The sequence below is a fragment of the Humibacter sp. genome, from assembly GCF_035547335.1.
Taxonomy (GTDB): Bacteria; Actinomycetota; Actinomycetes; order Actinomycetales; family Microbacteriaceae; genus Humibacter.
Window position 1 is genome coordinate 115,029 of sequence record NZ_DASZVF010000012.1, and the last position, 26,062, is coordinate 141,090.

At 67.7% G+C, this 26,062-nt stretch carries 23 protein-coding genes and 4 tRNA genes; 12 read left to right on the plus strand and 15 right to left on the minus strand.

Features of this window, described 5'->3' with window-relative positions; all coding sequences use genetic code 11:
• Positions 1-52: 52 nt before the first annotated feature.
• Positions 53-664 (plus strand): type IV toxin-antitoxin system AbiEi family antitoxin, encoded by a 612-nt coding sequence (locus VHB92_RS04355; protein ID WP_325451762.1) that lies wholly within the window; start codon positions 53-55, stop codon positions 662-664.
• Here the strand turns inward: VHB92_RS04355 and VHB92_RS04360 are convergent.
• The 9 genes from VHB92_RS04360 to VHB92_RS04400 form a co-directional block, all read right to left on the minus strand.
• Complete coding sequence (locus VHB92_RS04360) at positions 634-2,889, minus strand: bifunctional (p)ppGpp synthetase/guanosine-3',5'-bis(diphosphate) 3'-pyrophosphohydrolase (RefSeq protein ID WP_325451764.1); 2,256 nt, start codon at positions 2,887-2,889, stop codon at positions 634-636. The two genes, VHB92_RS04355 and VHB92_RS04360, sit on opposite strands and share 31 nt — an antisense overlap.
• Before the next feature lie 74 nt (positions 2,890-2,963).
• Positions 2,964-3,308 (minus strand): rhodanese-like domain-containing protein, encoded by a 345-nt coding sequence (locus tag VHB92_RS04365; protein ID WP_325451766.1) that lies wholly within the window; start codon positions 3,306-3,308, stop codon positions 2,964-2,966.
• On the minus strand, positions 3,305-4,327 hold the full coding sequence (gene secF, locus VHB92_RS04370; protein ID WP_325451768.1) for a protein translocase subunit SecF: 1,023 nt from the start codon (positions 4,325-4,327) through the stop codon (positions 3,305-3,307). Before secF ends, VHB92_RS04365 begins: the two co-directional genes overlap by 4 nt.
• Positions 4,327-6,066 carry a protein translocase subunit SecD gene (gene secD / locus VHB92_RS04375; RefSeq protein ID WP_325451770.1) on the minus strand — a complete coding sequence of 580 codons (1,740 nt, stop codon included), beginning with the start codon at positions 6,064-6,066 and terminating at the stop codon, positions 4,327-4,329. Before secD ends, secF begins: the two co-directional genes overlap by 1 nt.
• Positions 6,067-6,129: 63 nt before the next feature.
• Positions 6,130-6,540, minus strand: a complete 411-nt coding sequence (gene yajC, locus VHB92_RS04380; protein ID WP_325451771.1) for a preprotein translocase subunit YajC — start codon at positions 6,538-6,540, stop codon at positions 6,130-6,132.
• A gap of 76 nt (positions 6,541-6,616) precedes the next feature.
• Positions 6,617-7,654 (minus strand): Holliday junction branch migration DNA helicase RuvB, encoded by a 1,038-nt coding sequence (gene ruvB / locus VHB92_RS04385; RefSeq protein WP_325451773.1) that lies wholly within the window; start codon positions 7,652-7,654, stop codon positions 6,617-6,619.
• Entirely contained in the window at positions 7,651-8,268 is a 618-nt protein-coding gene (gene ruvA, locus VHB92_RS04390) for a Holliday junction branch migration protein RuvA (RefSeq protein ID WP_325451775.1), read from the minus strand. The genes ruvB and ruvA overlap by 4 nt, the downstream gene beginning before the upstream one ends.
• A 130-nt stretch (positions 8,269-8,398) precedes the next feature.
• On the minus strand, positions 8,399-9,010 hold the full coding sequence (gene ruvC / locus VHB92_RS04395; protein WP_325451777.1) for a crossover junction endodeoxyribonuclease RuvC: 612 nt from the start codon (positions 9,008-9,010) through the stop codon (positions 8,399-8,401).
• Between the two features lie 55 nt (positions 9,011-9,065).
• The gene (locus VHB92_RS04400; RefSeq protein ID WP_325451779.1) at positions 9,066-9,824 is read right to left on the minus strand and encodes a YebC/PmpR family DNA-binding transcriptional regulator; all 759 of its coding nucleotides are present in this window, start codon (positions 9,822-9,824) and stop codon (positions 9,066-9,068) included.
• Between the two features lie 229 nt (positions 9,825-10,053).
• On the opposite strand from VHB92_RS04400, the gene VHB92_RS04405 reads away from it, so the two are divergent.
• The 8 genes from VHB92_RS04405 (at position 10,054) to pdxY (ending at position 17,646) form a co-directional block, all read left to right on the plus strand.
• Positions 10,054-11,124, plus strand: coding sequence for a response regulator (locus VHB92_RS04405; RefSeq protein WP_325451781.1), 1,071 nt, complete (start codon positions 10,054-10,056; stop codon positions 11,122-11,124).
• A complete protein-coding gene (locus tag VHB92_RS04410; RefSeq protein WP_325451783.1) occupies positions 11,121-12,113 on the plus strand; it encodes an ATP-grasp domain-containing protein in 993 nt (330 codons plus the stop codon). The genes VHB92_RS04405 and VHB92_RS04410 overlap by 4 nt, the downstream gene beginning before the upstream one ends.
• Positions 12,110-12,835 carry a PHP domain-containing protein gene (locus VHB92_RS04415; protein ID WP_325451785.1) on the plus strand — a complete coding sequence of 242 codons (726 nt, stop codon included), beginning with the start codon at positions 12,110-12,112 and terminating at the stop codon, positions 12,833-12,835. Before VHB92_RS04410 ends, VHB92_RS04415 begins: the two co-directional genes overlap by 4 nt.
• Positions 12,832-14,334, plus strand: a complete 1,503-nt coding sequence (locus VHB92_RS04420; protein WP_325451787.1) for a glycosyltransferase — start codon at positions 12,832-12,834, stop codon at positions 14,332-14,334. The genes VHB92_RS04415 and VHB92_RS04420 overlap by 4 nt, the downstream gene beginning before the upstream one ends.
• Positions 14,331-14,516, plus strand: a complete 186-nt coding sequence (locus tag VHB92_RS04425) for a hypothetical protein (RefSeq protein WP_325451789.1) — start codon at positions 14,331-14,333, stop codon at positions 14,514-14,516. The genes VHB92_RS04420 and VHB92_RS04425 overlap by 4 nt, the downstream gene beginning before the upstream one ends.
• 148 nt (positions 14,517-14,664) lie before the next feature.
• Positions 14,665-15,033, plus strand: coding sequence for a response regulator (locus VHB92_RS04430; RefSeq protein ID WP_325451791.1), 369 nt, complete (start codon positions 14,665-14,667; stop codon positions 15,031-15,033).
• Positions 15,030-16,787, plus strand: a complete 1,758-nt coding sequence (locus VHB92_RS04435; RefSeq protein WP_325451793.1) for a sensor histidine kinase — start codon at positions 15,030-15,032, stop codon at positions 16,785-16,787. Before VHB92_RS04430 ends, VHB92_RS04435 begins: the two co-directional genes overlap by 4 nt.
• Before the next feature lie 7 nt (positions 16,788-16,794).
• On the plus strand, positions 16,795-17,646 hold the full coding sequence (pdxY, locus tag VHB92_RS04440) for a pyridoxal kinase PdxY (protein ID WP_325451795.1): 852 nt from the start codon (positions 16,795-16,797) through the stop codon (positions 17,644-17,646).
• A gap of 57 nt (positions 17,647-17,703) precedes the next feature.
• On the opposite strand, the gene VHB92_RS04445 is transcribed toward pdxY, so the two are convergent.
• Both VHB92_RS04445 and thrS read right to left on the minus strand, forming a co-directional pair.
• A complete protein-coding gene (locus VHB92_RS04445) occupies positions 17,704-18,294 on the minus strand; it encodes an HIT domain-containing protein (protein WP_325451797.1) in 591 nt (196 codons plus the stop codon).
• Entirely contained in the window at positions 18,282-20,216 is a 1,935-nt protein-coding gene (thrS, locus tag VHB92_RS04450; RefSeq protein ID WP_325451819.1) for a threonine--tRNA ligase, read from the minus strand. Before thrS ends, VHB92_RS04445 begins: the two co-directional genes overlap by 13 nt.
• A gap of 227 nt (positions 20,217-20,443) precedes the next feature.
• On the opposite strand from thrS, the gene VHB92_RS04455 reads away from it, so the two are divergent.
• A complete protein-coding gene (locus VHB92_RS04455; protein WP_325451799.1) occupies positions 20,444-22,447 on the plus strand; it encodes a potassium transporter Kup in 2,004 nt (667 codons plus the stop codon).
• A gap of 202 nt (positions 22,448-22,649) precedes the next feature.
• Complete coding sequence (locus VHB92_RS04460; protein WP_325451801.1) at positions 22,650-23,750, plus strand: IS1249 family transposase; 1,101 nt, start codon at positions 22,650-22,652, stop codon at positions 23,748-23,750.
• 89 nt (positions 23,751-23,839) lie between these two features.
• Here the strand turns inward: VHB92_RS04460 and VHB92_RS04465 are convergent.
• The 3 genes from VHB92_RS04465 to VHB92_RS04475 form a co-directional block, all read right to left on the minus strand.
• Positions 23,840-23,911, minus strand: a tRNA-Val gene (locus VHB92_RS04465).
• A 38-nt stretch (positions 23,912-23,949) separates the two neighbouring features.
• A tRNA-Cys gene (locus VHB92_RS04470) sits at positions 23,950-24,023 on the minus strand.
• Between the two features lie 62 nt (positions 24,024-24,085).
• Positions 24,086-24,158: transfer RNA gene (locus tag VHB92_RS04475), tRNA-Gly, on the minus strand.
• A gap of 193 nt (positions 24,159-24,351) precedes the next feature.
• Between VHB92_RS04475 and VHB92_RS04480 the strand changes: the two genes are divergently transcribed.
• A tRNA-Val gene (locus VHB92_RS04480) sits at positions 24,352-24,424 on the plus strand.
• Here VHB92_RS04480 and VHB92_RS04485 read toward each other — a convergent pair.
• Complete coding sequence (locus VHB92_RS04485; RefSeq protein ID WP_325451821.1) at positions 24,384-26,012, minus strand: recombinase family protein; 1,629 nt, start codon at positions 26,010-26,012, stop codon at positions 24,384-24,386. The two genes, VHB92_RS04480 and VHB92_RS04485, sit on opposite strands and share 41 nt — an antisense overlap.
• Positions 26,013-26,062: the final 50 nt, after the last annotated feature.

Below are 26,062 nucleotides of genomic sequence, written 5' to 3' on the forward strand. Positions count from 1 at the left end.
CCGATCACGTCGCCAGAGACGGATGTGCGGCGCGCCACGCGAGCATGGAGGCATGGCGCGCGCGATGGCATCCGTACTGGGCCCTGGCACGCTGTCCGTGGCCGAGCTGCACGCCGCGCGCCTCGACGGCGAGCTCTACGCCGTCGATGAGAGGTTCTCCCCCATCGACGAGGCGGAGACCGCATGGCTTCGGGCCACCGCGATGCGCAGTCTCGCCGGCACGCGCATGATCGCCGAACTCGACAGCGCCCTGTGGATCCATGGACTGCTGGCGCACCCGCCTGCTGTCCACACGGTGTGCGTCGCCCGGTCGGATCGCATCAAGTTCCCGCCTTCGCGCCGGTTCGTCCTTCGGGAGGTGACGCACGCAGCAGGCGACACCACGGAGATCGCCGGGCTGCGGGTCACGGTTCCCGGCCGCATCCTGTACGACCTCGCGTTCGCCGAGGCGTCCGATGCAGCTCGTCGCGCCGGCGGTCTCCTCGTCCGCTGGCCGCAGCTCGCGGATGCCTGCGCGCGGCGCATCGCCGACGCACCGAACTTGCCGGGAAAGGGGGTAGCGCTGCGCCGGCTGGCGCTCTGGGCCGCCGCGGCGGATCCCGATGGCGAGCGTCCAGGCTCCGTCTCAGAGCGTCAGCCCGCGCTCACCCGGTACACGTCGTAGACGGCGTCGATCCTGCGGACGGCGTTGAGCACCCGGTCGAGATGCGTGGTGTCGCCCATCTCGAAGACGAACCGACTGAGCGCGAGCCGATCGCTCGACGTGGAGACGGTGGCGGACAGGATGTTCACGTGGTGCTCGGACAGTACGCGCGTCACATCCGAGAGGAGTCCGGCGCGATCGAGCGCCTCCACCTGGATCTGCACGAGGAACACGCTCTTCGACGAGGGAGCCCATTCCACATCGATCATGCGCTCCGGCTCACGCAGCAGATCCTGCACGTTGTGGCAGTCCGCCTGGTGGACGCTCACCCCCGAGCCGCGCGTGATGAAGCCGACGATCGGATCGCCGGGCACGGGGGTGCAGCACTTCGCGAGCTTCACCAGGATGTCGGGGGCGCCGCGCACCAGCACGCCGGAATCGCTGTTGCGCAGCCGGCGACCGCGCACCCTCGCAGGCGGCGGGAGCTCCGTGACGTCGCTCTCGGTCTCCGACTGCAGGGAGGCCACGACCTTCTCCAGCACGGACTGCGTGCTGATGTGGCCCTCTCCGATGGCCGCGTACAGCGCGGACACATCGTCGTACTTCATCTGGGCGGCCACCTCGCCGAGCGAGTCCTGGCTCATCAGGCGCTGCAGCGGCAGGTTCTGCTTGCGCATGGCGCGCGCGATGGCATCCTTGCCCTGCTCGATCGCCTCGTCCCGGCGCTCCTTGGTGAACCACTGCCGGATCTTGTTGCGAGCCCGCGGGCTCTTCACGAAGTTGAGCCAGTCCTGGCTGGGGCCGGAGTCGGGGTTCTTCGAGGTGAACACCTCGACGACGTCGCCCGTCGACAGCGGCGACTCCAGCGGCACGAGACGGCCGTTCACCTTGGCGCCCATGGTGCGGTGACCGACCTCGGTGTGCACGGCGTACGCGAAATCGACGGGCGTCGCCCCAGACGGCAGCCCGATGACCCGGCCCTTGGGCGTGAACACGTAGACCTCTTTGGCGCCGATCTCGAAGCGCAGCGAATCGAGGAACTCGCTCGGGTCGGCGGTCTCCGCCTGCCAGTCGGAGATGTGCGCAAGCCACGCCATGTCGGTGTCAACCTTGCCGATGTCGTCCGACTTGCTTCCGGCCAGGCGCTCCTTGTACTTCCAGTGCGCTGCCACGCCGAACTCGGCGCGCTGGTGCATCTCCTCGGTGCGGATCTGGATCTCCACGGCCCGGCCCTCCGGGCCGATCACTGTCGTGTGCAGCGACTGGTACAGGTTGAACTTCGGGGTGGCGATGTAGTCCTTGAACCGTCCCGGCATGGGCGTCCACCTGGCGTGGATCTGGCCGAGCACGGCATAGCAGTCCCGCACAGAGTTGACGATGACCCGGATGCCGACGAGGTCGTAGATCTCGTCGAACTCGCGACCGCGCACCACCATCTTCTGGTATATGGAGTAGTACTGCTTCGGCCGTCCGACGACCTTGCCGCGGATCTTCGCCGACTTGAGGTCGTCGTTGATGGCATCCGTCACCTGCTGCACGACCCGCTCGCGCTCCGGAGAGCGCTGCTTCACCAGGTTCTCGATCTCCACGTACAGCTTCGGGTAGAGCACGGCGAACGAGAGGTCCTCCAGCTCCCACTTGATGGTCTGGATGCCGAGCCGGTGCGCCAGCGGTGCGTAGATCTCCAGCGTCTCGGTCGCCTTGCGGGTGGCGGACGCCGGCGGAACGAAGCCCCAGGTGCGCGCGTTGTGCAGTCGGTCGGCGAGCTTGATGATGAGCACCCTGATGTCTTTCGACATCGCCACGATCATCTTGCGCACGGTCTCGGCCTGGGCGCTCTCGCCGTACTTGACCTTGTCGAGCTTCGTCACGCCGTCGACGAGCATGCCGATCTCGCCACCGAAGTCGGCCCGTAGCTCGTCGAGCGAGTAGTCGGTGTCTTCGACCGTGTCGTGCAGCAGAGCGGCGGCGATCGCCTTCGACCCGATGCCGAGGTCCGCGAGGATCTGCGCGACGGCGACGGGGTGCGTGATGTAGGGCTCGCCGCTCTGCCTGGTCTGCCCGGAGTGCGCTCGCTCGGCGACCGTGTACGCGCGTTCGATGAGCGCGAGGTCGGCCTTCGGATGATGCATCCGCACGGTCTTCAACAGGGTGTCCACCGCACCCGCCGGCTGCTGGGCCCGCGAGAAGATGCGCGGCACAAGACGGCGCAGGGAGGCAGTCTGCTGCGTTGTCGTGTCGACCATCAGCGTTCCCTCCCGAGAGTCATTATCGCGGGTGAACTCCGACGGCGTCGGCGGGTCCGCTCACAGCGCACGGGCTACCGCGCGTCTCCGGCGTCGCCGCCCATCACGACGTCGCCACCGGATGCCTGCCATGCGATCATCCCGCCGGCAACGTCGACGGCCGGGTAGTCGGCCGCGACGAGCGCATCCGTGACGGCGCGGGACCGATGTCCGGAGTGGCAGATCACGGCGATGGTCGCGTCGTCAGGCAGTTCGCCCTGCCGCATTCCGAGCTCGCCCATCGGGATGTGGTGGGCCAGGGATGCGTGCCCGCTGCGCCATTCGAAGCCCTCGCGCACGTCGAGCAGCCAGAGCGCACCGGATCCGACCAGCGAGATCGCCTCGCCGGCCGGAATCGACTCGCCTGGCTGCTGGGTCACTTGACGGGTACCGCTTCGGAGACCGGCGCCTTCGACCTGGTGGCCAGCACCTTCCTGTCGTGCTTGACGATCTCCTTCTCGCCCTTGCGGAAGTCGGCGTACAGCGGCGCGGCGATGAAGATCGTCGAGTAGGTGCCGATGAGGATGCCGATGAACAGCGCAAGCGAGATGTCGCGCAGCGTGTCGGCTCCCAGCACGAACGCTCCGATGAACAGGATGGCCGCGACCGGCAACGCCGCGACGACGGCGGTGTTGATGGAGCGCACGAGCGTCTGGTTCACGGCGAGGTTCACGGACTCGGCGAAGGTGTGCTTCACGGCATCCTTGTCCTGCCGCGTGTTCTCACGGATCTTGTCGAACACCACGACGGTGTCGTACAGCGAGTACCCGAGGATCGTGAGGAAGCCGATCATCGTGGCCGGGGTGATCTCGAAGCCCACCAGCGCGTAGATGCCTGCCGTGATGATCAGGTCGTGGAACAGCGACACGATGGCGGCCGCCGACATCTTCCAGGTTCGGAAGTACAGCGCCATGGCGATGAACGCGAGCAGCAGGAACACGACGAGGCCCTGGATGGCCTGCCGTGAGACGTCGGCGCCCCAGCTCGGTCCGATGTACGTCGATGCCACCTTGCTCTGCGGCACGCCGTATGCGCCGCCGAGACCGGCGGCGACCGCCTTCGTCTGATTGGTGGTGAGCTGGTCGGTCTGCACGCGGATGCCCTTGCCACCGGTGCCGTTCGTGACGCTCACCTGCACCGTCGCGTCGGGCTTCACCTCGTGAACGGCCTTGGTCGCCAGCGACTGGTCGACGGTGGTGACGTCGGAGACGGTGAACTGCGATCCGCCGCGGAAGTCGATGCCGAAGTTGAATCCGCCCTTGACGATGGGGATGATCACCGCGGCGACGATCATCACGATCGCGATGGAGTACCAGATCTTGCGCTTGCCGACGAAGTCGATCGAGCGCGCACCCGTGTAGAGATCGTTGCCGAACTTCTGGAAGCGTGTGGCGGCCATCAGGACTCCTTCTCGTCCTTCTCGGTCTTGCTGCCGCCGGCGGCGACGAGTTCGGCCTGCTTGCGCTCCGCGATGGTCTGCCGCTTCGCCGCCTCACGGCTGCTGGCCGCCCGCTTGGTGTCGCTGACGGTCGACGCGGTGCGGAACGTCCCAGCGCCGCGATACACGGCGCCGAGCGCGTCGGGGTCGAGGCCGGTCCACGGATTGCCGCTGGCGAAGAAACGGGTTCTCGCCAGCAGCTGCAGGGTCGGATGCGTGAACATGATGACGATCAGCACGTCGAGCACGGTCGTGACGCCGAGCGTGAACGCGAAGCCCTGCACGTTCCCCACCGCCAGCACGTAGAGCACGATGGCGGCGAGGAGGTTGGTGGACTTCGATGCGTAGATCGTTCTCCGCGCGCGCTTCCACCCCGCCTCCACGGCGGATTCGAGACTTCGCCCGTCGCGCAGCTCGTCGCGTATTCGCTCGAAGTACACGATGAACGAGTCGGCGGTGAATCCGATGGCCACGATCAGACCTGCCACACCTGCTAGGGAGAGCCGGTAGTCGATCCGCCAGGACAGGATCGCGATGACCAGGTAGGTGAGCAGGGCGGCCACGACGAGCGAGGTGATCGTGACGAACCCGAGCAGGCGGTACTGGAAGAGCGTGTAGATCACGACCAGGATCAGGCCTATGGCTCCCGCGATGAGCCCGCTCGCGAGCTGTGCCGATCCCAGCGTCGCCGAGATGGTGTCGGAGCTCTGCACCTTGAAGCTGACCGGCAGCGCGCCGAACTTCAGGGAGTCGGCCAGCGACTGTGCGCTCTGCTGGTCGAAGCTGCCGGTGATCTGCGGCTGGCCGTTGGTGATCGCACCCTGCATGGCGGGCGCGGAGAGCACCTTCCCGTCGAGCACGAACGCGAACTGTGCGCGCGGGTCCGTCGAATCCTTGCTGTAGAAGCCGTAGAGACGCTCGCTCACCTTGGCGAAGTCCTTGGTGCCCTGCCCGTTGAAGACGAGGTTCACCGACCACTGCCCGGTGGTGTTGCCGCTGGAGTCGGTGACCAGGCCCGCCGTGGCGTTCGTGATGTCGGAGCCCTGGACCTCGACTGGGCCGAGGAGGTATTTCACGCTGAGGTTGTCGTCGCACGTGATGAGCGGCTTGTCGGCCGGAGCCACGTTGGTCGTGCTGTTCTTCAGCGACGAGCACTGGAACGCGTTGTACTGAGCCTGGAGCGCAGGTGTCACCCACGCGGTGTCGCTGCCGTTCGTCGGCTTCGACGTCGGCGTGGACTGAAGAGACGGGGCCGGCGAGGGATAGGGGGTCGTCTTGCCGTTGGAGCCCACGAACGTGTTCGTCGGCGCACCGCTGAGCAGCACAGGCCGCAGGTCCATCTTCGACGAGGACTTGATGCGGTTGAGCGTCGCCTGGTCGGGGTGACCGGGGATCGAGACCACGATGTTGTCGCTGCCCTGGGTGCTCACCTGCGCCTCGGACACACCAGAGGCGTCGACGCGCTCGCGGATGATGGAAACGGCCTGGTTGAGCTCGTCGCTGCTGATCGTCTGCCCGCCCTGCAGCTGCGGCGTCAGGATGATCTCGGTACCGCCTTCGAGGTCGAGACCGAGCTTCGGCAACCAGCTGGCGTTCGAGAAGAGCACGCCGCCGCCGAGCACGAGGATGAGCGCCACGACGATCACGCCCAGCCAGATCAGCGACCGCGACGCATTCTTGACCGGAGACGACTTTGCCACGGAAGAACTCAGCTTTCTATGCTCGTGCGGCGCCCGCTGAGGGTCGCAGCACGGAGGGAGGGACTATTCGTCGGTCTTCTTCGACGACGCGTTCTTCGAAGCGGAGTCGGCGTCCTCGATCCGCTCCCCGAACTGAGGCTTCTCGTCGATCGCCTGGGTCTCCGGCTCGGACGCGACGACGTCGGTCTCCGTCTCCGCGACGGCATCCGGTGCCGTCTCGACACGGCCGATGGTCTGACGGTGCACCGTGAGGATGTGACCGGGGCTCGTCTCGAGCTCGACCTTGTTGGTCTCCTCATCGATCGAGACGATCGTGCCGAAGACGCCGAAGTTGGTCATCACGGTCGCGCCGGGGACGACCTGCTTCTGCAGCTCGGCCTGTTGCTTCTGCCGTCTGCGGCTGCTGCGGAACATGAAGAAGATCAGGGCCGCCAGGATGACGACCATGACGATGGTCAGGATGTTCTGATCCAAAAGTGGAACCTTCCGGGGAATGAGGGGCACAAGAACAACCACCTCATTGGCATGGGGGCTGCAGGCTAACTAGCAATTATAGGTCATCCGAAAACAGGGCTTGCTGCGCACCGGCAGTGCGCTTCCTCGGTATTCGCAGGTGGTCCCAGGCCATGTCGGTGGCGACGCGGCCACGCGGGGTGCGCGACAACAGCCCGATCCGCACGAGGAACGGCTCGACGACGGACTCGATCGTATCGGCCTCCTCGCCCACGGAGACGGCGAGCGTGTTCAAGCCGACCGGGCCGCCGTCGAACCGCGTCAGGATGGCCTCCATCACGGCGCGGTCGATGCGATCCAACCCGAGCTCGTCGACGTCGTACAGCTCGAGCGCCGCTCGCACGGCGCTGCGGTCGGCCCGCCCGCCGTGGACGAGCGCGTAGTCGCGAACCCGCCGCAGCAGGCGGTTGGCGATGCGCGGTGTTCCGCGGCACCGTCCGGCGATCTCGGCGATCGCATCCTTGTCCACCTCGAAGCCGAGGAGCACGGCCGCGCGATCGAGAACCTGCTCGAGCTCCGCCTCGTCGTAGAACTCGAGGTGCGCCGTGAAACCGAACCTGTCGCGCAGCGGGTTCGGCAGGAGCCCCGAGCGCGTCGTCGCACCGACGAGCGTGAAGGGAGCGAGATCGAGCGGGATCGAGGTTGCCCCTGCGCCCTTGCCGACCATGATGTCGATCCGGAAGTCCTCCATGGCGAGGTAGAGCATCTCCTCGGCCGATCGCGCCATGCGGTGGATCTCGTCGATGAACAGCACCTCGCCTGGCACGAGAGAGGAGAGCAGCGCCGCGAGGTCTCCCGCGTGCTGGATGGCCGGACCGCTCGACATCCGCAGCGTCTTGCCGCTCTCGTGCGCGACGATGATGGCCAGCGTCGTCTTGCCGAGGCCGGGCGGGCCGGCGAGCAGGATGTGGTCGGGCGTGCGCTCCTGCATCCGTGCCGCAGTCAGCATGAGCTGCAGCTGCCCGCGCACCTTGGACTGTCCGACGAACTCCGCGAGCGACCTGGGGCGCAGCGCGCCCTCGAACGCGAGCTCCGCCTCGGACTGGGCCTCGGGTGCAGTGAGATCGTCGCTCATGCCTGCTGCCTCGCCGTCGGACCGAGCCGGGACAGGGCGAGGCGCAGCAGCGCCTGAACCGTGTCGCGTTCGGATTCGGGATGCTCGTCGATGAGCTCGCGCACCACCTGGGTCGCCGTCTTCTCCGGCCAGCCGAGGCCGACGAGGGCGATCACCACGCTGTCGGACACGTCGGACCGCGGAATCTGCGAGACGGCCTGCACCGGCTTGGCCGGGGCGAAGAGCTTGCCGGTGAGCGAGACGACGATGAGCTTCGCGGTCTTGGGGCCGATGCCGCTCACCTTGCGGAAGGCCGAGTCGTCCTCTGACGCCACGGCCAGCGCGATCTCGTCGGGCGAGAGCGCGGCGAGAACGCCGAGTGCCGACTTGGGGCCGACGCCCGAGACACCGATCAGCGACTCGAAGACCGACAGATGCTCCCGTGCCGGGAACCCGAACAGCGCGACCGACTCCTGGCGCACGACCATCGACGTGTGCACTGTCGTCTCCTCGCCGACCCTCATGCTGCCGGCGTGATCCGGCGTCACCTGCACCGCGTATCCCACCCCGCCGACGTCGATGACGGCGACGCCGCCGGATGCCTGCAGCACTGTTCCGCGGAGCGAGGAGATCACCCCGCAAGCCTAGGGGCGATTGAGGCGAGAGCCGTTGAGGGCTTGCCCGCAACGGCCGAGCCGATTGAGTCCTTGAGCGGCGTCAGCCGCGATAGGGGCGATTGAGGCGAGACGGGTCGAGGCGCCGCGCTCAGCGGCCGAGTCGATCGGGCGTTTGAGCGGTTCCCGACGGGATCCGGCGGGCGGACGACCGAGTCGACGCCCGCTCTGCCGCGATCCATGCCTTCTGCGCGGGTGTGAGAGCCGATCCGCCGGCGTCTGCCGCGACATACGGCGTGCGCCACGCGTGGCAGATCGCGATGGCGAGAGCATCCGCGGCGTCGGCCGGCTTCGGAATCCGGGCGAGCCCGAGCACCCTGGCGACCATGTTCTGCACCTGCCGCTTCTCGGCCGTGCCGTATCCCGTGATCGCGGCCTTCACCTCGCTGGGGGTGTGCAGCCCGACGCGCAGACCGCGGCTCGCCGCCGCGTGCAGCGCGACCCCGCTGATCTGGGCGACGCCCATGACCGTTCGCACGTTGTGCTGTGCGAAGACACGCTCGATGGCGATCGCGTCGGGTCGATGCTCGTCCATGAGGTTCGCGATGCCGTCGCCGATCGTCAGCAGCCGACGTTCGAGCGGTTCACCGGGATCGGTGCGGATGACCGTGACCGTGACAAGCGCGGCGCTCCGGTCCGACGACACGTCGACGACTCCGACGCCGCACCTGGTCAGCCCTGGATCGATCCCGAGTACCCGCACCGCATGCCCCGCATCCTGAGCTCAGCTTCCGGCACCGCCCGCGACGGCGCCCGCTCTACTCGTCGTCCTCGAGTTCCGCCTGCACCTCTGGGCTGAGGTCGAGGTTCGTGTACACGTTCTGCACATCATCCGAGTCCTCGAGCGCATCGATCAGGCGGAAGACCTTGCGCGCCGTCTCCACGTCGACCTCGACCTTGACCTGCGGCACGAACTCCACGTCGGCCGAGTCGTAGTCGATGCCGGCATCCTGCAGCGCCGTGCGCGTGGCGACGAGATCGCTCGCCTCCGTGAGCACCTCGAACGACTCGCCTTGCTGGGTGACCTCTTCGGCGCCCGCGTCGAGCACGGCCGCGAGCACATCGTCTTCCGTCGTCCCCTCGGCGGGAACGACGATGACGCCCTTGCGGTGGAAGTTGTACGACACCGAGCCGGGGTCGGCCATGGTGCCGCCGTTACGCGTCATGGCCGTTCGCACGTCGGCGGCCGCGCGGTTCTTGTTGTCGGTGAGGCACTCGATGAGCATGGCGACGCCGTTCGGCGCATAGCCCTCGTACATGATCGTCGTGTAGTCGACGGACTCACCCGTGAGGCCCGCTCCGCGCTTGATGGCGCGGTCGATGTTGTCGTTCGGCACCGACGTCTTCTTGGCCTTCTGCACGGCGTCGACGAGCGTGGGGTTGCCGGACAGGTCGGCGCCGCCGATCTTGGCGGCGACCTCGATGTTCTTGATGAGCTTGGCGAACGACTTCGCACGGCGCTGGTCGATGACCGCCTTCTTGTGCTTCGTCGTCGCCCACTTGGAATGCCCGGACACTGTGCTCCCTGTTTCGGTCGAAGATCCGCTCCATTCTAAAGCAGGGCTCGGACGCGAACCGCGACATGAGCATCCCTCGAAGACACGGCTTCATGCCGACGCGTGTGAAGGGCTCGCGTCCGCCATTGTGGTTCCTCAAGGGGCACGTACTTCGACGGTGCGCCGGCACAGCGTCTGCATCGGACGCGCGGTCGCCCGGTGCGTCGAGGTGCAAGGGGGAAGGTCGTCGATGCAGAGCAGTGCATTCCGGGTGCTCGTGGTCGACGACGACCCGGATGTCGCGCTGTACGTCGCGACCGTGCTCGAGCGGCGAGCGGGACTGGAGACTCTTGCGATCCATGACCCGCTCTCCGTGCAGGCGGCGGCGCGCGACTTCGCGCCGGACGTCGTCGTCGCCGACATCGAGATGCCGGGCCTGACCGGCCTCGAGCTCGCCAGCGCGCTCAAGGAGGACGACCCGGACCTTCCCGTCGTCATCATGACGGCGCATGTCTCCGTGGACTACGCGGTGGCGGCTCTGCGGCGGCAGGCCGACGAGTTCCTCACGAAGCCCATCGTGTCCGCGGAGCTCGTCGCCATCGTGACGAGGCTGGCGACCGGTTATCGGGAGCGGGTCGCGGCGCGGCGTTCGAGGCGGGTGCTGGCGATCGGTGCGCATCCGGACGACGTCGAGATCGGCATCGGTGGAACGCTGTGCGCGCACCGCGACGCAGGCGACAGCATCGTCATCCTCACGATGTCGCGTGGCGGACAGAGCGGGGCGCCTGACGACAGGCAGAGCGAATCGCTGTCCGCGGCGGAAACGCTGGGAGCGCGGCTGTTCCTCGAGGACCTCGTCGACACGGAGATCGCGCCGACCGGCCCCACCGTCGCGGCCATCGAACGCGTCATCCGAGAGGTGCAGCCGTCTGTCGTGTACACCCACAGCGTGAACGACAGGCACCAGGACCACAGGGCCGTCCATCACGCGACGACGGTCGCGGCTCGCTCCATCGACATGGTCGCCTGCTACCAGAGCCCGTCGGCCACCGTCGAGTTCCGGCCCACCAGGTTCGTCTCGATCGACGGATACACCGACGCCAAGCTGGAACTGCTGTCGTGCTTCCGGTCGCAGGCAGGCATCCGCCGCTACCTGGAACCCGACTTCGTGCTCGCGACGGCGCGGTACTGGTCGAGGTTCTCCGCCACGAGCGACAACTGCGAGCCGCTGGAGATCATCAGGGACGACGCCGACCTGTCGATCGGAGGCCGCCAGGCCGTGTCGGCGGTCGATCGATACCGCTCGAGAGGAGCGTCATGACGAAGGTGCTGGTCACGGGGGCCGGTGGCCCAGCTGGGGTGGCCGTCATCCGGTCGCTTCTGAAGCGTTCGGGCACCGAGGTGTTCGCGGCCGACATGGACGGCTGGGCCAGCGGGCTCTACCTGGTGGCCGGCGAGAGGCGCCGCATCGTTCCCCCTGGCAGGTCTGAGGGTTTCGTCGATGCCGTCGCCGCGATCTGCGCCGCCGATGACATCGATGTGCTCGTGTCCACGGTGGATGCCGAGCTGCCGCCGCTGACGGCTCGCCGTGAAGAGCTCTCCGCGGTGCTGGCGGCACCGTCGGCCGAGACGATCGAGTGCGCTCTGGACAAGTGGCGTCTGGCCAGACGGTGCGAAGGGCGGTTGCCCGTTCCCCGCACACGGCTCCTGGAGGCCGACGCCGTGGCCGAGGACTGGGACTTCCCCGTCATCGTCAAGCCGCGGCGGGGTGCGGGATCCAGAGGCGTGCGTGTCGTCGACTCCGCCGAGAGCCTCGCCAGGCTCGGCGAGGACCGCGACCTCATCGTGCAGGAGTACCTGCCAGGCGAGGAGTACTCGGTCGATGTGCTCGCCGACGCCGACGGGAGGATCGTCGCCGCTGTGCCGCGCACGAGAACGCGCGTCGACTCCGGTGTCTCGATCGCCGGCCGCACCGTGCGCGACGACACGCTCGAGGAGACGGCCGCGGCCGCCGCTGTCGCGATCGGCCTGACGGGCGTCGCCAACGTGCAATTGCGGCGAGCGGCGGACGGAACGCCGAGCCTGCTCGAGATCAACCCGCGCTTCCCCGGAGCCCTCCCCCTGACCATCGCGGCGGGCGTCGACATGCCGTCCCTCGTCCTCGACCTCGCCCTCGGCATCCCGCTGCCCGACCGGATCCCGTTCCGTGAGCTCGCCAACGTGCGCTTCCTGGAGGACGTCTTCGTCGAGCCGGCCGAGGTGCTGTCCTCGCCCTTCGCCGCTCACCAGGACGAGGCGGTCACGGCGTGAACGGGGAGGCGCTCCTGCGCGGCGACTTCCATGTGCACTCGACCTTCTCCGACGACGGAAACGACTCGCTCGAGGTCAACGTCGCAGCGGCATCCGCCGCCGGACTGTCCGAGCTCCGGTTCGCCGACCACGTCCGTTCCGGCACCACCTGGGTTCCCGATTACCTCGCCGCCGTGGCTCGACTGAAGCGACCGGAAGGCCTCACGGTGTCGTGCGCCGTGGAGACCAAGATCGGCGACGCGTCGGGGCGGCTCGACCTGCCGGCCGGCCTCCGGATGGGAGCAGGCGGAGTGGATGCCGTGCTCATCGCCGACCACAGGTTCCCCGGGACGGATGGCGCGTGGACGCCCGAAGAGACCAGGCGCCGGATGACGGCCGGGCTCGGCGTCTCCGACGCGCTCGACCTCCTCATCGGTGCGCTCGGCGCCGCGATGAGGTCTGTCGAGGCCGGCCAGCTCGCACACTGCTTCTCGATCCTCCCGAAGATCGGCCTCAGCGAAGACGACCTGACGGACGAACACCTCAGAGCCTGGGCCGCCGACGCGGCCCACGCGGGCACGGCCGTGGAGATCAATGAGAAGTGGGACTGCCCCGGGCCGCGCGCGGTCCGGGCGGCGATCGCAGCAGGCGCGCACATCGTGGCATCGACGGACAGTCACCGGGCGACGGATGTCGGAAGGTACGACAACGTGACGAGAATCATCGCGGAGGCGACCCGGTGACCGGCGGCGAGTGGCTCGGCGCGCTGCAGACCGCGCTCGTCGTGGTGTTGCTCGTGCTCTGCGCCACGGGCATCGTCCCCGTGATCGCGGCGGCCATCTCGTTCCTCGCGATCCCGTTCCACGCCTTCATCAACCACTATCGCGATGCGAGGCCCTACCTCCCCCGCGTCGTCGTCGTGGTACCTGCCTGGAACGAGGGCGCCGTGATCGGCGCATCCATCGACAGGCTGATGTCGCTCGAGTATCCAGGTGACAGCCTTCGCGTCTACGTCGTGGACGATGCGAGCACCGACAGCACGCCCGACGTGGTGCGGGAGAAGGAGCGGCAGTATCGCGGCGCCGTCCGACACCTGCGGCGCGAACAGGGCGGACAGGGCAAGGCGCACACACTGAACCACGGCATCGCCGAGGCGATGAGCGACGACTGGATGGAGGCGTTGCTCATCATGGATGCCGACGTCATCTACAGCCCGGACTCCCTGCACAAGATGACCCGGCATCTGGCCGATCCGTCTGTGGGCGCCGTCTCCGCGTACATCAGGGAGGGCAGCAGGGACAAGAACTATCTGACGCGGTTCATCGGGCTCGAATACGTGCTCTCGCAGCCGGCGGCGCGGCGCGCGCAGAACGTGCTGGGTGCCCAGGCGTGCCTCGCGGGAGGCGCTCAACTGCACAGCCGCGCGAATCTCGAGGCCCTGGGCGGCAAGGTGGACACGTCCACGCTCGCCGAGGACACGATCACCACGTTCGAAACACAGCTGCGCGGCCACAAGGTCGTCTTCGAGCCGCATGCCGTCGTGCTGGCCGAGGAGCCTCGCACGATCGATGCCCTGTGGAAGCAGCGACTGCGCTGGGCAAGGGGCAACGTCTCGGTCACTGCGCGGTACGCGAGCGTGTGGTTCCGTCCGTGGCGGGCACCGAGTCTCGGCTCGTTCGCGTTCGGCGTCGTGTGGTTCAGCCTGTGGCTGCTGCCCGTCGCCATGGTGCTCTCCTCTGTCGGGCTCGTCGGGCTCCTTCTGCTTCAGTCGCCGCTCGCGACCGACGTCTTCCGAGTGCTCTGGATCGCGGCGGCGCTCACCTTCGTCTTCACGCTGGCGCTCGGCGCCCAGCTGGACGGACCGCTGACCGTGCGGGCGTGGCGTGAACTGCTCACGTTTCCCGGCATCCTGTCGATGCTGGTCATGCTCACCGCGCTCTTTCCCCGGCTGATCGAGGTGGACCTTCCCGGGCTGTTCGGCGCGCGGCTGTCGGAGTCCGCGCTCTTCTGGCTCACCCTCGCCGTGTACGTCTGGATCCCGGTCTCGATGCTGGGTGCCGTGCTGGCCAGGCGCCTGGAGCGCACTCGTGTCGGCCGGGTGCTCTCCCCCGCGCTGCTGTACCTCGTGGGCTACGGATCGCTGCTGTGCGCGATCACCTTCGACTCGTACATCAAGGAGATCCGCCACGCCGATGCGAGGTGGGACAAGACGGTCAAAACGGGAAGGGTGACCATGTCATGACGACGGACGCCGGAAAGGCTCCAGCTCACGTCGAGCAGATGTCCACCCGCAGGGGCGAAGCCGCACTGCGCAGAGACATCGAAGCGGACCGACGCTCGGAGTACCGCCTGCTGTACAAGACGGCGATCGCGCTCGCGTTCGTCGCTGCGATCGCGATCGTGCGACAGGCGTTCTTCTCATGAGCGCGCGCCTTCTCATGAGCGCGGACGAGCGAACCGTTCGAGGGCGTGGGCCCGAGGCCGAGGACGCCGATCGCACGCTCGTCGAGCCGGCTCTCGCGGCCTTCTCCGCGGCGCGACAGGGAGAGCGCAACGGGAAGGTGGACCACCGATGAGGGTCGTGATCGCCGACGACGACGACGACATCCGGGCACTTCTGGAGATCGCCGTGCGGCGTCAGGGGTTCGATGTAGTGGCAGGAGTCGCGGATGGGTCTCTCGCCTGGGCGGCCATCCAGGAACACCGGCCGGATCTCGTCGTTCTCGACCTGACGATGCCGGGCATGTCGGGTCTTGAGGTGTGCCGCAGGACGCGCAGCGATCCCGAGCTCCGCGGCACCCGTCTCGTGCTCCTCACCGCGGCGGCGGACACAGCCGCATTCGAGCGCGGACTGGAGGCGGGCGCCGACGAATACCTGACGAAGCCGTTCACGCTGCCCGCGCTGGCTCAGGTGATGGTCCCCGGCGGGGCCGCCGGATGACGGACGGAGCGAAGACCCTGTTGCGCCGGCTGGTCGTCGACGAGCCGTCCCCGCTCCTCAAGCAGCTGCCGACGACCGTGTTCTTCTTCGTCGCGGTGCTCGTCGTGCTGCTGTTTCCGCCGCTGCGCTTCACGGCACCGGTCCTCGCGTCCGCCAGCGCCGTGCTGATCGCGGTGACGACCGTGCTGGCGTGGCTGCTCTCACGCCGACACGAACCGGCGACCTGGACGCTCGCCGTGCCACTGCTCGACTTCGTGGCGATCGGAGCGTTCCGCGCGGCGACAGGCGGGTCCACCTCGATCTTCACGGCGCTCATCCTGCTTCCCGTCGTCTGGGTCGCCGCCGAACCCGGCAGAGTGCACATCCTCGTTGCCGCCGCAGGCACGTCGTTCGCCCTCTTCCTTCCGTATCTGCTTCAGGCGTCGGCTCCCTCGTCGGGCGCCGACGTCATCCGCGCGATCTTCGCACCGCTCGTCTACGCATGCGCCGCCGCCATCGTCAACGAGCTGGCCCGTCAGATCCGCTCCAAGCTCGCCGCGATCAGCCAGATGGCGCACGATCGCGAACGGATGCTCGAGGAGTCGATCGAGCACGCCAGGCGGCTGGAAGCGAGCGAGGCCGCCTACCGCGAAGCCGACCGCATGTTCCGCGGCGTATGGGCCGCGGTCACCGAGCAGGCCGTGATCGGCACGGACGTATCTGGACGCATCGACGCGTGGAATCCGGGTGCCGCACGGATGCTCGGCCGCAGCGCACGCGACACCGAGGACGTCGCGACGGTGACGCAGTTCCTCCTCACCGAGGAGCTGGATGCCAGAGCCGACGAGGTCGGCGTGCACGGCGAGGAGGCCGAACGCCGATTCGGGGCACTCGTCTCACGGGCACACCCAGGCGAGGCGGACACGACGGAGTGGACGTTGGTGCGTGCCGATGGCACGACGTTCCCCGGTCAGGTCACGGTGACGTCACGCCTCGACGAGGCAGACCGCGTGACGGGATACCTCTTCGTCGCCACGGACGCCACCCAGGCGCACGAGGCAGCAAGGATGAAGGACGAGTTCGTCGGCCTCGTCTCCCACGAGCTGCGGACGCCGTTGTCGTCGGTCCTCGGGTACCTGGAGCTGCTCAGGGACGACGAGGAGCACCCGCTGACCGACGAGCAGCTGCACTATCTCGCCGTGGCGGAGCGGAACGCGCACCGCCTGCTCACTCTCGTCGGTGAACTGCTCTTCACGGCGCAGGTGGAGTCGGGCGAAGTGCCGCTCGATGTGCGTGAGGTCGAGCTGGGTGCCGTGGTGAGGGCATCCGTCGAATCCGCCGGGCCGGCCGCGTCGGGTGCGGGCGTGGTGCTCGATGCCAGCATCGCATCCCCCGCGGTGCTCAGGGGCGACCAGACGAGGCTCGGACAGGCCTGCGACAATCTCATCTCGAATGCGTTGAAGTTCACGCGGCGCGGCGGCACCGTGAACGTGCGGCTCGGCACCGACGGCACGCGGGCCGTGCTCGAGGTCGAGGACACCGGGATCGGCATTCCGGCGGCCGAGCTCGATCGGCTCTTCTCGCGATTCTTCAGAGCGTCCAGCGCGACCCGCAACGCCGTCCCGGGAGTGGGACTCGGGCTGACCATCACGCAGGCCATCGTCGCCGCCCATGGCGGCACCATGTCGGTCGAGAGCGAGGAGGGTGTCGGCACCCGCTTCACGGCGACTCTGCCGCTGGCCGGCCCGATCGACCGCGCTGTCGGCATGGCATGATCGATCGGTGAAGATCCTCTCCATCCAGTCAGCCGTCGCCTACGGCCACGTCGGCAACTCGGCAGCCGTCTTCCCGCTTCAGCGCATCGGGTTGGAGGTGCTGCCGGTCTACACGGTCAACTTCTCCAACCACACCGGGTACGGCGCATGGCGCGGGCCGCTGATCAGTCCCGCGGACGTCGCGGACGTGATCACCGGGATCGAGGATCGAGGCGTCTTCCCCGAGATCGACACCGTGCTCTCCGGCTATCAGGGCAGTGACGGCATCGGAGACGTCATCCTCGACGCCGTCGCGCGGGTGAAGGCGGCCAATCCGAACGCGGTCTACGCGTGCGACCCCGTGATGGGCAACGCCAAGTCGGGATGCTTCGTCGCGCCGGAGATCCCCATCCTGCTGCGTGATCGCGTGGTTCCCGCAGCCGACATCGTGACGCCGAACCAGTTCGAGCTCGGCTACCTCACCGGTACAGATCCCGACACGCTGGAATCCACGCTGGCCGCCGTCGACGCACTGCGGGCGACAGGGCCAGACGTGGTTCTCGTCACGAGCGTCGAACGGCCCGATCGCGAGCCGGACACCATCGAGATGCTGGCGGTCGACTCGACCGGCGCCTGGATCGTGCAGACACCGCTTCTGCCCATGAAGGCCAACGGCTCGGGAGACGTGACCGCAGCGCTGTTCACGGCGCACCTGCGCTCGAGCGGCGACACCGCCGATGCCCTGGCACGCACGGTCTCGAGCGTATACGACCTGCTGTCGCTCACGCATGAGCGCGGATCTCGTGAGCTGCTGCTCGTGGAGGCGCAGGAGTCGTACGCGCATCCTCGTCTGCAGTTCCCGGTGCGCCGCGTGCGCTGACACACCCGAGATGCGATCGCTGGGCCGGCCCGGCGTCATGGCGTCGCCGGCGAGCGGCTACCGCGGCCAGGCGTCGGCGATCGCCTCTCGCACCTCGCCGAGCAGTTGAGGAAGCGCCTTCGTCTTGGCGATGATGGGCAGGAAGTTCGCGTCGGCGCGCCACCTGGGCACCACGTGCTGGTGCAGGTGCGACGCGATGCCGGCGCCGGCGATCTCACCCTGGTTCATGCCGATGTTGAAGCCGTCGTTGCGGGAGACCGACCGGATGACACGCATGGCCGTCTGCGTGATCGACGCGATCTCGTCGGTCTCCTCCGGCGTCGCGTCGTCGTACAACGACACATGGCGGTACGGGCAGACCAGGAGATGTCCACTGTTGTAGGGGAACAGGTTCAGCAGCGCATACGCGTGCTCTCCCCTGTGCACGATCAGCGCCTGCTCGTCCGACAGCGTCGGGGCGACGCAGAACGGGCACTCGTCCGCCCGTGGCGACTGCTGGCCCTGCTGGATGTAGACCATGCGGTGCGGCGTCCACAACCGCTGGAACTCGTCGGGCACCCCGACCAGAAGCGATGGGTCGTCGATCACAACCGCGGGTCCGTCGTCGCCTCCGGGAGCGCCGTAGGAGTCCAGACTCAGGCGGGCCATGCCGTGACGACCTGCTCGTGCTCGCGGATCGAGAGCAGGATGCGCTCGATCGCGTCGTCGATGGGCACGCCGTTGAGCTGGGAGCCGTCGCGGAACCTGAAGCTCACGGTGCCGGCCGCCCGGTCCTGCTCCCCCGCGATCAGCTGGAACGGCACCTTCTGGGTCGTGGCGTTGCGGATCTTCTTCTGCATGCGGTCATCCGACCGATCCACCTCGACCCGCACGTCGTGCTGCCGCAGCCGGCGCGCCACCTCCTCGAGGTAGGGCCCGTACTCGTCGGCCACCGGGATGCCGACCACCTGCACGGGAGCGAGCCACACCGGGAACGCGCCCGCGTAGTGCTCGAGCAGGATGGCGAAGAACCGTTCGATCGAGCCGAGCAGCGCGCGGTGGATCATCACCGGGCGTTTCCGGGACCCGTCGGCTGCCGTGTACTCGAGCTCGAACAGCTCGGGCTCGAAGAAGTCGAGCTGCACCGTCGACAACTGCCATGTTCGCCCGATGGCGTCCCTCGCCTGCACCGAGATCTTCGGGCCGTAGAACGCCGCCCCGCCCGGGTCGTCGATGAGCTCGAGCCCGGATTCGAGAGCGACCTGGCGGAGCGTCTCGGTCGCCTCGTCCCAGACGTCGTCGTCGCCGACGTACTTGTCCGGGTCCTTCGTGGAGAGCTCGAGGTAGAAATCGCTGAGGCCGTACCCGCGCAGCGTCTCGAGCACGAGCTCCAGCTGCGTGGCGATCTCCGCCTTGACCTGCTCCGGCGCCACGTAAGCGTGCGCGTCGTCCTGCGTCAGCCCGCGCACCCTGGTCAGTCCCGACAGCGTGCCGCTCTTCTCGTACCGGTACACGGTGCCGAACTCGGCCAGCCTGAGCGGCAGCTCGCGGTAGCTGCGGCCCCTTGCCCGGAAGATCAGGTTGTGCATCGGGCAGTTCATGGGCTTCAGGTAGTAGTTCTGGCCCGCCTTGACGACGTTGCCGTCGGCATCCGTCTCCTCGTCGACGTGCATGGGAGGGAACATGCCCTCCGCGTACCACTCCAGGTGCTTGCTGATCTCGTACAGGTGCGCCTTCGTGATGTGCGGCGTGTTGACGAGCTCGTACCCGTTGCGCAGCAGCTGACGGCGGAGGTAGTCCTCGATCTCGTAGCGGACGATCCCGCCTTTCGGGTGGAACACCGCGAGGCCGGAGCCGATCTCGTCGGGGAACGAGAAGAGGTCGAGCTCGCCGCCGAGCTTGCGATGGTCGCGGCGGGCGGCCTCGGCCACACGTTCCTGGTGGGCGCGCAGCTCGTCCTTCGACGGCCACGCCGTGCCGTAGATCCGCTGCAGCTGCCGGTTCTTCTCGCTCCCGCGCCAGTACGCCGCGGCGACGCGCGTGAGCGCGAATCCGTTGCCGATCAGCCGCGTGCTGGGCAGGTGCGGGCCACGGCACAGGTCTTTCCAGACCACCTCTCCAGTCTTGGGATCGACGTTGTCGTAGATGGTCAGCTCGCCGCCACCCACCTCGACGTCCTCGTTGTCCTGCCCGAGAGCGTCGGCGGATGCCGAGCCGCCCTTCAGCCCGATCAGCTCGAGCTTGTACGGCTCACCGGCGAGTTCGGCGCGCGCCTCCTCGTCCGTGACGACACGGCGCACGAAGCGCTGCCCTTGACGCACGATGCGCTCCATCGCCTTCTGCAGCGCCTTGAGGTCGTCGGGCGTGAACGACTCGGCGACGTCGAAGTCGTAGTAGAAGCCGTCCATCACGGGCGGCCCGATCCCGAGCTTCGCCTCCGGATTGATCGACTGCACCGCCTGAGCGAGCACGTGTGCTGTCGAGTGGCGCAGGATGTTGAGGCCGTCGGGAGAGTCGATGGCGACGGGGATGACGTCGTCGCCCGTCGTGACGGTGGTGCTCAGATCCTTCAGCTCGCCGTTGACGCGCATGGCGACAACGGAGCGGTCGGGGAAGAGCTCGAAACCGTCCGGCACTGGTCCACTCCTGGGTCGGTGGGGGTGAAAGGGATGCGCTCCACTTTAGTCTGCGGCTGCCGAGCTCTCGGACCGGGGGCTGCCGGCACGGCGAGGCCTGTCGGACGTCGCTCGCCTGCGCACTGGCGTAACGTTTCCCCAATGATTGTGTGGCGTTGCCGACCGTGTCTTCGGCGGCTTGCATGAAGGCGGCGACCCCGCGATCCGGTAAACAGGGATCCGGTGAACAGGGAGCCGGGAAACCGGCATCCGACGGTTCCGGTGCGATCCGGAAGTCGGCACCGCCGGCCCCGAACGCCGTGCGTGGCGCGTTGTTCGTCACCGCCGTCGCCGCGCTGGGTGTCGTCTTCGGCGACATCGGCACGAGTCCTCTGTACGCGCTCAAGACCGTCTTCCAGCTGGATGGTGGTGCCGTGCTGCCGAATCAGGCCGATGTCTTCGGCGTCATCTCGTTGATGTTCTGGAGCATCACGATCGTGGTCTCCGTCAAGTACGTCGGCATCCTGATGCGGGCTGACAACAACGGCGAGGGCGGTGTGATGTCGCTGGCGGCGCTGGCGCAGCGCCTCTACGCCAGCCGGGCGGCTCGAGCCGGAGCGCTGCTCGTCATCGGGATCGTCGGCGTGTCGCTCTTCTATGGCGACTCGATCATCACGCCGGCGATCAGTGTGCTCTCGGCGGTGGAAGGCCTCAACGTGACGTCGCCGGCCATCGCGCACCTCATCATCCCGATCGCCGCCGTCATCGTCGTCGGCCTGTTCGCCGTCCAGCGCTTCGGCACGGGCAGGGTCGGCGTGCTGTTCGGGCCGATCATGGTGCTGTGGTTCGTGGTGCTGGCCGCGGCCGGCCTGTCCATGGTCATCCAGTACCCAGGCGTCCTTCTCGGACTCTCGCCCAGCTATGCGGTGGTCTTCATCGTCGCCCACCCGGGTGTGTCCTTCGTCGCACTCGGGGCTGTCGTGCTCGTCATCACGGGAGCCGAGGCGCTGTATGCGGACATGGGTCACTTCGGTCGCTCCCCCATCCGTCGTGCCTGGTTCTTCCTGGTCTTCCCCGCCCTCACGCTGAACTACCTGGGCCAGGCCGCGCTGATCCTGCATGATCCGGCCGCGAGGGCCAATCCGTTCTTCCTCCTGATCCCGGACTGGGGCCGGCTTCCCGTCGTGCTCCTGGCGACGGCCGCGACGGTCATCGCCAGCCAGGCCGTCATCTCGGGGGCCTTCTCGCTCTCGCGACAGGCCGTGCAGCTCGGCCTCCTCCCGCCGCTCACGGTGCGCCAGACATCCGAGCGCGAAGGCGGGCAGATCTACCTTCCCGCGGTGAACGCCCTGTTGTTCATCGGCGTGATGGCGGTCATGCTCACGTTCGGCTCGTCCGCCAGGCTCTCGACGGCGTACGGAATCTCGGTGACGGGCGCGCTGGTGGTCGACACCCTGCTGCTGCTGCTCGTGGCGCGGCCGCTCTGGCAGTGGTCGGCGTGGAAGATCGTGGTGGCCGCCGTCGTCTTCGGCGCGCTCGAGCTCACGTTCCTGGCCGGCAACCTCTTCAAGGTGGTCAACGGCGGATGGGTGCCTCTGCTCATCGCGGCTGCCGTCATCACCGTCATGACGACGTGGCGGCGGGGCAGGCAGCTCGTGCAGAACGACAGGAGGAAGAAGGAAGGATCCCTGTCGCACTTCATCCAGGAGATCCGCAAGCAGGACCTTCCGCGCGTTCCGGGCATCGCCGTGTTCCCGCACCCGAACAAGGACAGCACGCCCCTCGCACTGCGAGCCAACGTGCGGCACAACCACGTTCTGCACGAGCACGTGATCATCGTCTCCGTGGCCACAGCGAAGGTGCCGCACGTGCCCATCAACGAGGCGTTCGCGTACGACGACCTCGGCTACTCGGACGACGGGATCGACCACGTGTCCATCCGGTTCGGGTTCTCGGACGAACCGAACATCCCTCGTGCTCTCCGGGCGGCGTGCCGCGCCGACGTGCTGCCCCTGGAATCCCGAGATTTCCGGCAGGCGTCGTACTTCATCTCTCGAGGCGCCATCAGGGTGACCGGCGCGGCGAAGATGGTCGCCTGGCGGCGCTCGCTCTTCATCGCGCTCGCCCACAACGCAGCGGATCCCGCGGCGCGCTTCGGGCTGCCGCCCCTCCGCACCGTCACGATGGGCAACGACGTCGAGATCTGAGCCTGGCGCCGGGCTCGCCGGACTCCGGCTGGGCCCGTGCCCTGTGGTGACCGGGCGTTGGGCGCGTCAGCGCTCCCCCGGGCTCCGGCCGGCCCGTGCCGCGCCGTCGGGGGTTATAGGCCAGAGAGAGTGGATGGAACCTTGATTTAGCCGCGTGATTCCGCGGTGAATCGGGGATCGTTATGGTCTGCGAGGCTTACTCGTGGGCCTTCCGTCGAACTCGACCACTTGTCTGGTATGCGGCGTGAAGCTGGTCAAGAACGGTCGGCATCGCTCCGGCACGCAACGATGGCGGTGCCCGTCGTGCGGGGCGTCGTCGGTCCGGCGCCGCCCGGACGTGACCGCCCGAGAACAGTTGCGCCGTTTCGTGTCGTGGCTGGTCGGGAAGAACACGCAGGCCGAGACCGACGGCACCGCCTCAGGTCGGTCCTTCCGCCGTCACACCGCGTGGTGCTGGGATCTCGTCCCCCGTCTGGGGCCGGCCGGGACGATCTACCACGCGGTGCTCGTCGACGGCATCTGGATCGGCACCTGGTGCCTGCTCATCGCGCTCAGCGATACCGGCCACGTCCTGGGCTGGCAGTGGTGCGCCCGGGAGACCACCGCCGCATGGAGAGCACTGCTCGAACAGATCCCCGCGCCCGCCGTGCTCGTCTCCGACGGCGGCTCCGGCTTGTCGTCCGCGCTGCACCAGTGCTGGCCCGAGACCAAGCACCAGCGGTGTCTGTTCCACCTGCAGCTGAACACCACCCGACACCTGACCCGCAATCCTCGCACGAACGCCGGCCGTGCCCTACGGCACCTCGTGATGGACCTCAGCGGCATCCGCGACGAAGAGGCCGCGATCTCCTGGCAGTTGCGGCTTGAGCAGTGGTGGCAGGCGTTCGGGCATCTCACGAACGAACGCACCCTGCTGCGCAACGGCCGGTTCGGATTCACCCACGACCGGCTCCGCAAAACCTGGCTCCTGGTCCGTCTCGTCGTCCGGAAGGACCTGCTCTTCACGCACATCACCTACGCCAACCCACGCACCACCAGCGCGCTCGAGGGCCTCAACGCGCAGATCCGCGACCTGCTCCGCCGCCACCGCGGCATGACCGAAGAACACCGCCGCCGCGCGGTCGAGTGGTTCCTCACCCTGCACGAGCTCCCCCTCGAGCAGGCCCTCGACCTCGCCCAGCCCATCGATCAGCCGCCGGACATCCCCGAGCCCGACGACCAGACCAGCCGCACCCTCTACGACACCGGCCTCGACGCCACCGAAGGCCTCTGGCTCAGATCAGGATGGGCAGGACGCCGATAACACGCCCGAACCATCCACTCCTTCTGGCCGATAACCCGCCGTCGGTGGACTGAGCACGAAAAAGCCCCTCCGAGGAGGGGCTTCTCTTGTGCGCGATACTGGGATCGAACCAGTGACCTCTTCCGTGTCAGGGAAGCGCGCTACCGCTGCGCCAATCGCGCCTGTGAAGGCTGTTGCTTTGTCCGACCGAAGTCGAGAGTGGAGGTGGCGACGGGATTCGAACCCGTGTATACGGCTTTGCAGGCCGCTGCCTCGCCTCTCGGCCACGCCACCGTGTGTGGGTTCGTGTGTGGCTTCCCACATACTTGCATCGGCCGGTGGCCGACTCACACTCGAGCGGATGACGAGACTCGAACTCGCGACCCTCACCTTGGCAAGGTGATGCGCTACCAACTGCGCCACATCCGCATTCGCTTCGCATTTCTGCGTGCCTTGAAACTGTAGCCGATCATCCAGCGGATGTTCAAACCGGCGGATCGGGGTGTCGCGGCCCGCGCGTGTCGGCCGATCCGGACGCGCCCGGCGGTCGTCCTGATGTGCGGGAGACCGCCGCGGTCCGCTAGTATCGGTAGCCGCGGCAGTCGAGCGATCGTATGCCCGCGGGCGATTGGCGCAGTTGGTAGCGCGCTTCCTTCACACGGAAGAGGTCATCAGTTCGAGTCTGGTATCGCCCACCCAAGTTGTCTTACGGGAACACGCGACATCGGTAGATGTGGTGTGTTCCGGTTTCGCTTCCTTGCCTTCGTCGCCGCCCGCGTGGGCTTCGCGGAAGATCGTCGCGAACGGCTCGGCGAGGCGTGGGCGGAGTTGTTCGTCGTCGGTGATGTCGAGGCGCCTGTAGAACGCTTGGTTCGCGAGCCGCCGGTCGGCATCTCCCGACCGCGCGTACGCATGGTGCGCGTCGGTGAGCAGCCGCAGCGAGTCGTGCAGGAACGCCCGTCCTCCGGCGTGGCGCTCGTCGTGCTCCGCGAGACGCCGGTTCACGTCCGCGAGGCCGGCTCGGATGCGGTCTTGGTGTCGCTTGAGGGTGGGCAGGTCGATGGCGTCGGCGAGGTGCGCGGCGAGGAGCTTGTCGCTTTCAGCTTCCAGCCTGGACCGGTGCGCCGTCAGCTCGGCGATCTCCTGGTCCTTGCTGGCGTTGCGTTTGTCGAACGCGGCATCGACGTCGGCCGCGAGGCGCCGGTAGTCGTGTTCGCTGATCGTGATGCTCCGGTAGGAGTCTGCGACGAGCCGTTCGGCAACCTGGACGGGTACCGCGCGCCGGGTGCAGGTGGTTTTCTTGGCGGCGCGGCCGGAGCAGACGAAGTAGGCGTAGGTGGTGCCGCGGGGGTTGGTGGCGAAGTCCAGCAGCATGCGGGAGCCGCAGGTGCCGCAGTGCAGCAGCCCTTTGAGGTGGTGCGTGTGCTTGACGTGACGGGTTGCGTGGGCGTTGCGGGCGTTGAGGAGCGATTGCACCTGGTCGAACAGCTCGGGTTCGATCAATGGTTCATGCGCGCCGGGGTGCAACGCACCTTTATAGCGGATCACTCCCGCGTAGTAGGGGTTGGTGAGCAGCTTGTAGAGCGTGTTCTTTCCCAGCGGCTTCGAGGGGCGTTTCGGCGACGGAACGGTCGTCAGCCCGCGCGCGGTCAGGTCACGCAGCAGGCCGGTCACCGAGGTCTCACCCTTGGCGTAGGCCTCGAACGCCCACCGGATCAAAGGGGCACGTTCGGGATCGATTTCTACGGTGCGAACCTCGCGGCCTTGCTCATCGGTCTTGCGGACGTTGAGGTAGCCGACCGGCGCGCGCATCGGAGTGCCGCCCTGGGTGACTTTCTGTGTCAGGCCCTTGGTGACTTCGGTGGCGAGATTGCGGGAGTAGAACTCCGCGATGGACGACATGATCCCGTGAACGAGCATCCCCGACGGGGTCTGATCGATGCTCTCAGTGGCCGAGACAAGTGTGACACCGGCGGCGAGGAGCGCTTCGTGGATCTTCACGTCGTCGGCACGGTTGCGGGCCAGCCGGTCGAGCTTGTGCACGATGCAGAAGTTCACCCGCGTCGCCGCAATGAACGCGAGCATCTCCTGGAGCCCGTCGCGGTCGGCGGAGCGAGCGGACTCGCCCGCGTCCACGAACTCCCGCACCACTCGCGCCCCCAGCTCGGCGGCTTTGCGAGTGTTGGCTTCGCGCTGCGCGGGAATCGAGAAGCCTTCCTCGGTACCGCCGCGTTCGGCCTGCTCCCGCGTCGAGACCCGCAGGTAGGACACCGCCAGCAGCATCGGCTTGTCGCCCGCGCCCGTGTTCGTCAGTGCGGTCGTTGTGATGCTCA